Annotated in this window: 12 protein-coding genes; 4 read left to right on the top strand and 8 right to left on the bottom strand. The window is 63.6% G+C overall.

Annotation, left to right across the window (positions count from 1 at the left end):
• Positions 1-148: 148 nt before the first annotated feature.
• A complete protein-coding gene (locus tag ACF8EA_RS06255; protein WP_392521304.1) occupies positions 149-916 on the bottom strand; it encodes an AraC family transcriptional regulator in 768 nt (255 codons plus the stop codon).
• A 127-nt stretch (positions 917-1,043) separates the two neighbouring features.
• On the opposite strand from ACF8EA_RS06255, the gene ACF8EA_RS06250 reads away from it, so the two are divergent.
• Entirely contained in the window at positions 1,044-1,841 is a 798-nt protein-coding gene (locus ACF8EA_RS06250; RefSeq protein ID WP_392521303.1) for a UDP-2,3-diacylglucosamine diphosphatase, read from the top strand.
• Between the two features lie 38 nt (positions 1,842-1,879).
• Here ACF8EA_RS06250 and ACF8EA_RS06245 read toward each other — a convergent pair whose 3' ends face one another.
• On the bottom strand, positions 1,880-2,191 hold the full coding sequence (locus ACF8EA_RS06245) for a DUF962 domain-containing protein (protein WP_003254563.1): 312 nt from the start codon (positions 2,189-2,191) through the stop codon (positions 1,880-1,882).
• Between the two features lie 153 nt (positions 2,192-2,344).
• Between ACF8EA_RS06245 and ACF8EA_RS06240 the strand changes: the two genes are divergently transcribed.
• On the top strand, positions 2,345-3,406 hold the full coding sequence (locus ACF8EA_RS06240) for an AraC family transcriptional regulator (RefSeq protein ID WP_028697761.1): 1,062 nt from the start codon (positions 2,345-2,347) through the stop codon (positions 3,404-3,406).
• Here the strand turns inward: ACF8EA_RS06240 and ACF8EA_RS06235 are convergent.
• Entirely contained in the window at positions 3,363-4,817 is a 1,455-nt protein-coding gene (locus ACF8EA_RS06235; protein ID WP_021783436.1) for a TrkH family potassium uptake protein, read from the bottom strand. The two genes, ACF8EA_RS06240 and ACF8EA_RS06235, sit on opposite strands and share 44 nt — an antisense overlap.
• A gap of 102 nt (positions 4,818-4,919) precedes the next feature.
• On the opposite strand from ACF8EA_RS06235, the gene ACF8EA_RS06230 reads away from it, so the two are divergent.
• Positions 4,920-5,477, top strand: a complete 558-nt coding sequence (locus ACF8EA_RS06230; RefSeq protein WP_021783437.1) for a nitroreductase family protein — start codon at positions 4,920-4,922, stop codon at positions 5,475-5,477.
• 129 nt (positions 5,478-5,606) lie between these two features.
• On the opposite strand, the gene ACF8EA_RS06225 is transcribed toward ACF8EA_RS06230, so the two are convergent.
• The 5 genes from ACF8EA_RS06225 to ACF8EA_RS06205 all read right to left on the bottom strand — a co-directional run bounded on the left by ACF8EA_RS06225 (position 5,607) and on the right by ACF8EA_RS06205 (position 9,297).
• Positions 5,607-6,947, bottom strand: a complete 1,341-nt coding sequence (locus tag ACF8EA_RS06225) for a HAMP domain-containing sensor histidine kinase (RefSeq protein ID WP_101196523.1) — start codon at positions 6,945-6,947, stop codon at positions 5,607-5,609.
• A gap of 58 nt (positions 6,948-7,005) precedes the next feature.
• Positions 7,006-7,422, bottom strand: a complete 417-nt coding sequence (locus ACF8EA_RS06220; RefSeq protein WP_021783439.1) for a Spy/CpxP family protein refolding chaperone — start codon at positions 7,420-7,422, stop codon at positions 7,006-7,008.
• A gap of 159 nt (positions 7,423-7,581) precedes the next feature.
• Positions 7,582-8,259 carry a response regulator transcription factor gene (locus ACF8EA_RS06215; protein WP_021783440.1) on the bottom strand — a complete coding sequence of 226 codons (678 nt, stop codon included), beginning with the start codon at positions 8,257-8,259 and terminating at the stop codon, positions 7,582-7,584.
• A 143-nt stretch (positions 8,260-8,402) separates the two neighbouring features.
• Entirely contained in the window at positions 8,403-8,702 is a 300-nt protein-coding gene (locus tag ACF8EA_RS06210) for a YciI family protein (RefSeq protein ID WP_021783441.1), read from the bottom strand.
• Position 8,703: 1 nt separating this feature from the next.
• Positions 8,704-9,297, bottom strand: coding sequence for a septation protein A (locus ACF8EA_RS06205; RefSeq protein ID WP_021783442.1), 594 nt, complete (start codon positions 9,295-9,297; stop codon positions 8,704-8,706).
• Positions 9,298-9,364: 67 nt separating this feature from the next.
• Between ACF8EA_RS06205 and ACF8EA_RS06200 the strand changes: the two genes are divergently transcribed.
• Positions 9,365-10,225 carry a PHP domain-containing protein gene (locus ACF8EA_RS06200; RefSeq protein WP_021783443.1) on the top strand — a complete coding sequence of 287 codons (861 nt, stop codon included), beginning with the start codon at positions 9,365-9,367 and terminating at the stop codon, positions 10,223-10,225.
• Positions 10,226-10,236 lie beyond the last annotated feature (11 nt).

The following is a 10,236-nucleotide window of genomic DNA, read 5'->3' as shown; positions in this document are numbered from 1 at the left end:
GTGCCGGGTCTTTCGCGGGTAGACCCGCTCAGGTTGTGCACAACCTTCAGGGCCGCGCAAATCCTGTAGGAGCGGGTTTACCCGCGAAAGGGCCGATAAAGGCAAAGTGTAAAGCCTCAGGCAAACACATTCTGTCGCAAGACTGCTGTCAGTTATCGCCAGACTCTCGCCGCAAAGCCAAAGGTGTACACCCGAACGCCCGCAGCATCGCGGCTGAAAAGGCACTTTGCGAGCTATACCCCACCTGCGCCGCTATCTCGACCATCGGCAGCACGGTCTGCACGATTAGCCGCCGCGCCTTGAGCAAACGCCGCTGGCGAATGTAGTCCATCGGAGTCATCCCGCACTCAGTGGTAAAGCGCGCATGCAGCCGGGCACTGGACAGCCCGGCGATGCGCGCCAGGTCGGCAACCTGCAGCGGGTAAGCAGCATGCTGTTCGATATGCGCATCGAAGGCTGCGTAGGGCAGGCGCTGGCTGGTGTGCACGCTGGCTGCCGCCGTGGCGTTGAGGCTGGCCAGCAGCAGTGCCGCGCCTTGCCTGGCGATCAATGGGTCGTGTACAGGGCTGCTCGCCAGCCAGTCCACCAGTTGCTGCTGGCGTTCATCCAGCCCCAGGGCGATGGGGCGGTCGAGCAGGCGGCGGCTGGCATCGGCATGCTCGCCCAAGTGCTCGCGCAGCCAAGGCTCCCCAGGCACATCAAGCACCAGGCAATCACTGCCGGCATCGCTGGCGCACGTGTGATGAGCACCCGCCGGGACCACCACCAGCCCCTGGCGATCGATGCCGGCGCCATGCCCCTGGACCTCGAACTCCAGGCGGCCGCGCAGGCCGAACACCAGTTGTGGGTGTTCGTGGCTGTGGGCGATCAGGCTGTCGCGGTAATGGCGCAGCGAGAGGATCGGGCCGGCGGTCATGGGGGCTTCCTCGCAGGGCGGGCGCCCATTGTGCCTCAATCCCTGCACGCCATCACTCGTCACTGTTTTGCCATGGCGCTGTCATGTACGCCTGCCAGTCTCCAGCAAACTGCGCCGGAGCCTGCCCATGACCCATGCCGAACTGTCCCGCCCCTCGCGCAAGCAACGCGTGCGTACCCTGTGGATCTCCGACGTGCACCTGGGTACCCGCGACTGCCAGGCCGAACACCTGTCGCAATTTCTCAAGGGCTACCAGGCTGACCGTGTCTACCTGGTGGGCGATATCATCGATGGCTGGAAACTGCGCGGCGGGATCTATTGGCCGCAAGCTCACACCAACGTGATCCGCCGGCTGCTGACCATGAGCAAGCGCGGTACTGAGGTGATCTACGTCACCGGCAACCATGACGAATTCCTGCGCCGCTACTCAAAGTTGATTCTGGGCAACATTCAGCTGGTAGACGAGGCCGAGCACCTGACGGCCGATGGCCGCCGACTGCTGGTGGTCCATGGCGATCAGTTCGATGTGATTACCCGTTACCACCGCTGGCTGGCGTTTCTGGGTGACCGCGCCTACGAATTCACCTTGGTGCTCAACCGCTGGCTCAACCACTGGCGTGCGCGCTATGGCTATGGTTACTGGTCGCTGTCGGCGTACCTCAAGCACAAGGTGAAAGGCGCGGTGAACTTCATCAGCGACTTCGAGAACGCCATTGCCCACGAGTGCACCCGCCGTGGTTTTCATGGGGTGGTGTGCGGGCATATTCACCATGCCGAGATCCGCAAGGTGGGTGAGGTGGACTACCTCAATTGCGGGGACTGGGTGGAGTCGTGCACGGCCCTGATCGAGCATTGGGATGGCAGCATCGAACTGTATCGGTTGGCCGAAGCGCAGGCCGTGGCGGCGTTGCGCGAGCCGGCTTAAGGGCCGAGGGCAGAGTGCCGCCAAGCGGCCTCAGATGCTTACAGCCTGAGCTTGCCCAGCAGGATATCCCGGAACATCACGAAATCCCCTGCCAGGCTGTACAGCGGATAGGTAAAGGTCGCTGGCCGATTCTTCTCGAAAAAGAAATGCCCGACCCAGGCAAAGCCATAGCCGAACACCGGCACGGCCAGCAGCAGCAACCATTTGCCACTGCCAATGGTGTAGGCCAGCAGCGCTATCACCAGGCTGGTGCCGACGAAGTGCAGGCGGCGGCAGGTGGGGTTGCTGTGCTCCCCCAGATAGTACGGATAGAACTCGGCAAAACTGCGAAACTGCGCTGTGCTGTTCATGGCAGTGCTCCGGAATTAATACTTCTGGACAAGATACACGGCGTGGAGCCTGATTCGAGTCTAGAGTGACTGACGGGGCCTACCAGTGACAATAGGCGCCAAATGAGTATCCTTGGGGTTCACCGCTGGAGCGGTTGGTAAAAGAAGCCTGTCATGAGCGAAAGAACAACGTCAGCCAGTTGGGCATCAGGGATCGTGAAGGCACTTGAACTGGAAGGGCTGGATTGCAGAGCCATGTTCAAGCAGTTGGGGCTGGACTTTGCCGCCCTCGATGACCCTGATGCACGTTTCCCTCAAGATTCCATGACCCGCCTCTGGCAACTGGCGGTGGAGCTGTCGGGCAATGAGGCCATCGGCCTGAACATGGCACGGGTGGTCCGCCCGGCGTCGTTTCATGTGGTGGGCTATGCGTTGATGTCCAGCCGCACCCTGGCCGAGGGCTTCGAGCGTCTGGTGCGTTACCAGCGCATCATCGCCGAAAGCTCCGATCTCAGTTTCGTCCTCGGCGCCGAGGGCTATTCGCTGATTCTGACCGTGCACGGCGACCACCTGCCGCCGACCCGGCATAGCGCCGAAGCGTCGCTGGCCTGTGCGCTGGCGCTGTGCAAATGGCTCAGTGGCCGGCCGGTCCAGCCGCGGCGGGTACTTGTGCAGGGGCCGCAGCCGAAGAATGTCGAGCCTTACAAGGTGGCGTTCCATTCACCGCTGGTGTTCGGCGCCCCACATGATGCGCTGGTGTTCGAGCGGGCCGATATGGAGGCGCCGCTGCCGACCGCCAACGAGGCCATGGCGGTGCTGCACGACCGGTTTGCCGGGGAGTACCTGGCACGCTTCTCCGAAAGCCGGGTCAGCCACCGCGTGCGCCAGGTGTTGTGCCGCATCCTGCCGCAGGGTGAGCCCAAGCGCGAAACCCTGGCCCAGGCCCTGCATCTGTCGCAGCGCACCTTGCAACGGCGGCTGCAGGAGGAAGGCACCAGCTTCCAGACCTTGCTTGACGACACCCGCCGTGAACTGGCCGAACAATACCTGGCCCAGCCGGGCATGACCTTGCTGGAAACCGCCTATCTGCTGGGCTTTGCCGACCCCAGCAACTTCTATCGTGCGTTCCGCCGCTGGTTCGATGCCACGCCCAGCGAGTACCGCGCCCGTCTGGGCGCGGAGGGCGAAGTGCTCAGTGACGCCAGAACGCCGGCATGCACAACACCAGCACCGTGATGATTTCCAGGCGACCCAGCAGCATGCCGGTCGCCAGAATCCATTTGGCTGCGTCAGGCAGCGTGGCGTAGTTGCCCGACGGGCCGATCACTTCACCCAGGCCCGGGCCTACACCCGAAACCGTGCCAGCCGCACCGGTCAGCGCGGTCATCCAGTCCACGCCCAGCAACGACAGCAGCAGCGCCATGACACAGATGGTGATGGCGAAGAAGAACGAGAACGTCAGGATCGAACGCACGATGTCTTCGTCGAGGCGATGGCCGTTGTATTTCTGCTTGATCACCGCGCGCGGGTGAATCAGCTGGTTGAGGCTGGCCTTGAGCAGGATGTAGGCCACCTGGAAGCGGAAAATCTTGATACCGCCTGCGGTCGAGCCGGAACAGCCGCCAACGAAGCCCAGGTAGAAGAACAGCATCAGCGAGAAGTTGCCCCACAGGCTGTAGTCACCCAGAGAGAAGCCGGTGGTGGTGACCACCGAGGTCACGTTCAGCGCTACGTGGCGCAAGGCATCGAGCCAGTGCAGGTCGGTGCTGTACCAATACCAGGTCCCCAACACCAGCCAGGTGGCGACCAGCATGCCCAGCAAGCCTTGCACCTGCTGGTCGCGGATCAGCGCCTTGCGGTTGCCGCGCAGGGTGGCTACGTAAAGGGTGAACGGCAGGCTGCCCATGATCATCACCACCACTGCAACCCAGTGCACGGCCGGGATATCCCATTTCGCCAATGACTGGTCGGAGGTGGAGAAACCGCCGGTAGAGATTGCCGACATGGCGTGGTTGATTGCATCGAACGGGCTCATGCCCGCCCACCAGAAGGCCAGCGCGCCCAGTATCGAGAAGCCGACGTAAACCCCGACGATCGACTTGGCGACCATGTGCGAGCGCGGCATGACCTTTTCCGAGCGGTCGGACGATTCGGTCTGGAACAGGCGCATGCCGCCGATGCGCAGCAGCGGAAGGATCGCCACCGCCATGGCGATGAAGCCGATACCGCCGAGCCAGTGCAGCATCGAGCGCCACATGAGGATGCCCGGCGACATGTTGTCGAGCCCGCTGAGCACGGTGGCGCCGGTCGCGGTGATGCCTGACATGCTTTCGAAGAAGGCGTCGGTGTAGCTGATGTGCTGGGTCAGCAGGAACGGTAGCGCGGCGAACACGCACACCACCAGCCAGCTGCTGACGGTCAGCAGGTACATGTCGCGCGGGCGCAGGTGCACATGCTCGGGGCGCCCCTGCACCACCAGGGCCAGGCCGGCGATGAAGGTGATCAGGCTCGACCAGAGAAACGACGGCATGTCGCCGGTGCGCTCGAAGATCACCAGGGTCGCCATGGGCACGGCCATGCTCACGGCCAGCGTAATCAGGAAGATGCCGATGATGAAACCAATGATCCTTAAGGTCGGCAACGCCATGTGATCTGCTCAGACTCGAAACGGAAGGGCGCCATTCTACCTATGGGTCTGGTGATGTAAACGCTAGAATGGCCGCACATTCAACTGCCAGGAGGGTAGCCGATGGAGGCTCTCGACGCATTGCTCAACCGTGTTTCCGTGCCACGCCTGACCGACCCGGCGCCCAATGCCGCCCAGCGCGAGGCGCTGTTCCAGGCTGCCCTGCGCGCCCCGGACCACGGCCAGCTGCGGCCGTGGCGTTTTCTTACCATCGAAGGCCAGGGTCGCGAGAAGCTGGGCGAGTTGTTCGCCGAAGCCTTGCAGCACAAGGGCGATGCCAGCCAGGCAGCCTTGGACAAGGCCCGTGCCATGCCGCTGCGGGCGCCATTGTTGATCGTGGTGGTGGCCAGGTTGCAGGACCACTTCAAGGTGCCCAAGTCCGAGCAACGCCTGGCGGCGGGCTGTGCGGCGCACGGTATTCTGATTGCTGCGCACGCGCAGGGGATCGGCGCGGTGTGGCGTACCGGTGACATGGCTTTCGACGCCCATGTGCACAAGGGGTTGGGGTTGGCCGAGAACGAGGAGCTGATTGGCTACCTGTATGTCGGCACGCCGCTGACCGAGCCGCGTACGGCGCCGGTGCTGGCAACTGCCGATTTCGTCAGTGGCTGGGGTGAGTAGGGCTGCCTTGGGCTGATTCATGTATCAAGGCTTCTGGCCTCTTCGCGGGTATACCCGCTCCTGCAACAGCATCCACATCCCCTGTAGGAGCGGGTTTACCCGCGAAGAGGCCAGGCGCCGTTACACCCATCAACTGCCTGCCGCTTCAGCCAAGGGCAACTCCAGCCTGGCCACAAACCCACCCTGTGGATGATTCTCCAGCACCAGGCTACCGCCGTGGCGCTCCGCTGCCTTGCGCGCAATCGCCAGCCCCAGGCCATGCCCCGGCGCTGCCTGCCCCGGCGCGCGGAAGAACGGCTCGCCCAGTTGCGTCAGGTGCTCCGCTGCCGCCCCAGGCCCATGGTCACGTACGCTGATCACGATGCGGTCCTGCTCGCGTGCGGCGCTGACCTCGATCGGCTGGCCGACCGGGTTGAAGCGCAGGGCATTGCGCAGCAGGTTGTCCACGGCCCGCTCTATCAGCGTTGGCCAACCCTGCAAGCTTAACCCCGGCTGCGCCTCCAGGCGCACGTCCTGCTCCGGCGCGCTCAGCAGGGCGTCCTTGCGCACGCTGCCGAGCAAGGCATTGATGTCGACCGGTTCGGCGTGAGCCTGTTCGGCATCCACTCGGGCCAGGGCGAGGATTTCGCTGATCAGGTCTTCGAGGCGGTCGCACTCGCGGGTCAGGCGTGGCCACAGCGCTTGTCGCTGCTCAGGCTCGGCGCGTTCGGCCAGCGCCAGGGCGATACGCAGCCTGGCCAGCGGCGAGCGCAGTTCGTGGGACACATCGCGTAGCAGTTGGCGCTGGCTGCCAATGGTGCTTTGCAGGCGTGCGCCCATCTTGTTGAAGTCCTTGGCCAGCACGCCAAACTCGTCGCGCCGCGCTGCCAGCCGTGCCAGGCTGTTCTGCTGATAGGTGGTCTGGCCCAGGTCGTGTACGGCGCTGCGCAGGCGGCTTAACGGACGGGTTATGGACAGCGTCACCAGCAGGCTGAACAGGGTCAGCACGACCAAGGCAATGCCCAGTGCGCTGAGAGGCCACAGCAGGCTTTCACGGTGCCAGGCATCCAGCGCCGGGTGGGGAATGCGATAGATCAGCAAGTAGGTTTCGCCGGTGTCGGGGCTGGTGTATTCCTCGGTCAGCCGGCGCCATGGCAAGCGCCGCTGGTCATTGTGCTGGCGCGCTTCGAAGGCTGCCGCACGGCGTGGGAAGGTACCCGGCACCACGGCCTCACCGCTATCGTCGAGCACCTGCACGTCGATCTTGTAGCGGTCCTTGCGTCGTTCCAGAAAGTGCTGGGCCGCCTCCAGGCCTTCCTGCTCATAGTGCTTGGTCCACTTGCTGGCCAGGGTATTCAGGCCCGGGTGGCGGCTGAGGATCCAGGCGTCCTGGTTGAGCATGTGCCCCAGCAGGATCGACAGGCCTGCGACCAGGGTGATGGCCAGCCAGAAACTGGCCAGGATGCGCCAGAACAGAGAACGCAAGTGCACCTCCTAAACGGGAAAAGCCCGGCCCGCAGTGATGCGGACCGGGCAGGGGGCGAACAGCTTACTGGGCCTTGGCGCCTTTTTCAGCTTTCCAGGCCTGGAACTCCTGCCACTCGGCTTTCTTGGCGGCGCGTTCCTTTTGCAGTTCATCGAACTTCTTCTGCTGGTCAGGCTTGAGCAGGTTGCGCACCGCGCTGTCGGTCTTGTCGCGGCTGGCTTTCAGCTCGTCCTTCATGGCCTTCTGGTCGGCGGCCGGCAGCTTGGACAGGTAGCGCTCGGTGATGTCGCGGCGTTGCTGCATCTGCTCGCCCATCAGCTTGCCAATCTGCTGGCGCTGCTCGCGGCTCAGGTCCAGTTGGTGGAAAGGCGCATCACCGCGATGATGCGGGCCGTCGTGGCGCGGGCCGCCGTCAGGCATGGCCATGGCCACGGTCGGCAGAGCGGCAGCGAACATCAGGGCGATAAGGGTCTTGCGCATGGTGTCTCTCCTTTCATAGGCCGGTGATTACCGGATGAGCACAGTCTAGGGAGATCACCGTCAAGCGCAGTCAGGGGAGGGTAAAGGCAACGTAAAGATGATTGGCCCGAGCCGGTAGGGCCTTGTGCCGCGAATGGAGCGCGCAGCGGCACCGGTGTTTTACAGGCAGTAGTAATAGCCACGGCTACGCAATGCCACGATGCGTGGCCGGCCATCGGCGTGTGGGCCGATCTTCTTGCGCAGGTTGCTGACATGCATGTCCAGGCTGCGGTCGTACAGGGTCAGTTTGCGGCCCAGGCCGATCTGCGCCAGCTCCTGTTTGTCCAGCGGCTCGCCGGGCTGACGCAGCAGCGCCTCAAGAACACGGCTTTCGGACAGGGTCAGGGTCATTTCGCGGCCATCGATGCTGACCACGCCGCGCGCAGGGCTGTAGACGAGGTCACCCAGCTCCATCTGGCTGGTCGTGGCGGTGGGGTGGCTGCGGCGCAGCACCGCGCGCAGGCGGGCAGTGAGCTCACGCGGGTCGCAGGGTTTGGCCAGGTAATCGTCGGCGCCCAGTTCCAGGCCGAGAATGCGGTCCAGCGGCTCGCCGCGTGCTGACAGCATCAGCACTGGCAGCTCGGCATGCTCGCTGCGCAGCTGCTTGAGAAGCTCCAGGCCACTGCCGTCGGGCAACATCACATCCAGTACCACGGCAGCAGGGGCATGCTCAGCCAGGGCCTGGCGTGCGCTCTGGCCATCGTGGCAGGCACGCACGGAAAACCCTTCCTGGGTCAGCCAGCTGCCGAGCAGCTCGCACAGTTCCTGGTCATCATCAATCAGTAACAGCTCGCTCATGACTCACTCAATTCAACCAATGACGGCGGTGATTCGGCCCGCCAGTGGCAAAGATACCGCAGACTGATGACCTGAGTATAACTGCTGGTACCGCGCGGCCCTCTTCGCGTGTTTACCCGCGAAGAGGGCCGTGCCGTCTCAGGTCAGGGCAGTACTTGCTTGAACGGCTTGACCACAACCTTGTCGTATACGCCGGCAGCGATGTACGGGTCGGCATCGGCCCAGGTCTGCGCCGCCGCCAGCGACTCGAATTCGGCAACGATCAGGCTACCGCTGAAACCCGCTTCGCCCGGGTCGTTGCTGTCGATTGCCGGGTGCGGGCCGGCCAGCACCACGCGGCCTTCGGCCTTGAGCTGCTGCAGGCGGTCGATGTGCGCCGGGCGGGCAGCCAGGCGCTTTTCCAGGGAGTTTGCGACGTCGCTGGCGATAATGGCGTAGAGCATGTCAATCCTTGGGTTTGGAGGTAGAAGGGTCATCGTGCAGGTGGCGCGACAGGTACACGCCTTGTGCCACCAGGAAGATCACGGTCATGCCCAGGCTGCCGAACACCTTGAAGTCCACCCAGAAGTCCTGGAAGGTGAAGGCGACGAACAGGTTGGCCGCGCCGCAGAACAGGAAGAAAGCGATCCAGGCCAGGTTCAGGCGCGCCCAGATGGCATCAGGCAGGGTCAGGGCGTGGCCCATGATGCGCTTGATCAACACCCGGTCGCCGATGAAGTGGCTGCCGGCAAAACCCAGGGCGAACAGCCAGTTCACGACGGGGGCCTTCCACTTGAGGAAGGTTTCGCTGTGGAAGGTCAGGGTCAGGCCACCGAACACCAGGCAGGCGATCAACGTCAGCCACTGGCCTTTTTCCAGCTTGCGCTGGCGCAGGAACAGAGCACCGTACACGACCAGCGAGCTGACGATCAGCATGGCTGTGGCGCTGTAGATGCCGCCAAAATCGAAGTGATGGCCGGCGACTTCCATGGGGCGCGGGTCGAGCTTGTAGACGATGAAGAACAGCAGCAGCGGGATGAAATCGATGAATTGTTTCACAATGGCAGCCAGAATCGGGATGTGACGGCATAATAACAAACATCGATTCCAGCGAAAGCGCTCCTCTATGAATGTTGATCTGCACTGTCACAGCACGGCCTCCGACGGCGCCCTGTCGCCTTCGGTACTGGTTGCCCGGGCTCATGAGCACGGGGTGCAAGCGCTGGCACTGACCGACCATGACACCCTCGAAGGCCTGGCCGAAGCGCGCCAGGCCTGCGCTGACCTGGGGATGCGCTGGGTCAGCGGGGTGGAGCTGTCTTGCACGTGGGGCGGCGCGACCATCCATGTGCTGGGCTATGACTTCCCGCTCGACGCACCGCCCTTGCTGGCGGCGATTCAAGCGTTGCACAACGGCCGCTGGCTGCGCGCCGAAGAAATCGACAAACGGCTGGCGGCCAAGGGCATGCCCGGCACGCTTGAAGGCGCGCGCGCCGTGCAACACGAACTGGGTGACAGCGGCAACGCCCCGGCGCGACCGCATTTTGCCGAGTATCTGGTGCGTGCCGGGCACGTCAAGGACCGTGGCGAAGCGTTTCGCAAGTGGCTGGGCGCCGGCAAGCTGGGCGACGTCAAGCAGCACTGGCCGACGCTCGACGAAACCGTTGCCACGCTGAGGCAGTCCAACGCCTGGGTGAGCCTGGCGCATCCCATGCACTACGACCTGACACGCAGCAAGCGCAGGCGGCTGATTGCCGACTATATTCAGGCAGGAGGGCAGGCGCTTGAAGTGGTCAACGGGATGATGCCTGCCGAGCAAGTGGGCACCATGTCCATCCTTGCCCGTGAGTTCGGCCTGCTGGCAAGCGCTGGCAGTGACTTCCACGGCCCCGGCACCTGGGGCGAGATCGGTGCCTATCGGCCTTTGCCCGAGGATCTGCCACCTTTGTGGCGTCGATTCAGCCATGAACAGCCTTTGGCGCTATGAACAGGAAGACT

It is taken from the genome of Pseudomonas sp. YQ_5 (assembly GCF_043103305.1).
GTDB classification, from domain to species: Bacteria; Pseudomonadota; Gammaproteobacteria; order Pseudomonadales; family Pseudomonadaceae; genus Aquipseudomonas; species Aquipseudomonas putida_Y.
Note: the sequence above shows the minus strand (reverse complement) of the source record. Positions and strands in the feature narration are given on the sequence as shown.

Bases quoted from the DNA above. Each gene is read 5' to 3' on its own strand.
- ACF8EA_RS06255 (WP_392521304.1), bottom strand. From the start codon at position 916: ATGACCGCCGGCCCGATCCTCTCGCTGCGCCATTACCGCGACAGCCTG.
- ACF8EA_RS06250 (WP_392521303.1), top strand. From the start codon at position 1,044: ATGACCCATGCCGAACTGTCCCGCCCCTCGCGCAAGCAACGCGTGCGT.
- ACF8EA_RS06245 (WP_003254563.1), bottom strand. From the start codon at position 2,191: ATGAACAGCACAGCGCAGTTTCGCAGTTTTGCCGAGTTCTATCCGTAC.
- ACF8EA_RS06240 (WP_028697761.1), top strand. From the start codon at position 2,345: ATGAGCGAAAGAACAACGTCAGCCAGTTGGGCATCAGGGATCGTGAAG.
- ACF8EA_RS06235 (WP_021783436.1), bottom strand. From the start codon at position 4,817: ATGGCGTTGCCGACCTTAAGGATCATTGGTTTCATCATCGGCATCTTC.
- ACF8EA_RS06230 (WP_021783437.1), top strand. From the start codon at position 4,920: ATGGAGGCTCTCGACGCATTGCTCAACCGTGTTTCCGTGCCACGCCTG.
- ACF8EA_RS06220 (WP_021783439.1), bottom strand. From the start codon at position 7,422: ATGCGCAAGACCCTTATCGCCCTGATGTTCGCTGCCGCTCTGCCGACC.
- ACF8EA_RS06215 (WP_021783440.1), bottom strand. From the start codon at position 8,259: ATGAGCGAGCTGTTACTGATTGATGATGACCAGGAACTGTGCGAGCTG.
- ACF8EA_RS06210 (WP_021783441.1), bottom strand. From the start codon at position 8,702: ATGCTCTACGCCATTATCGCCAGCGACGTCGCAAACTCCCTGGAAAAG.
- ACF8EA_RS06200 (WP_021783443.1), top strand. From the start codon at position 9,365: ATGAATGTTGATCTGCACTGTCACAGCACGGCCTCCGACGGCGCCCTG.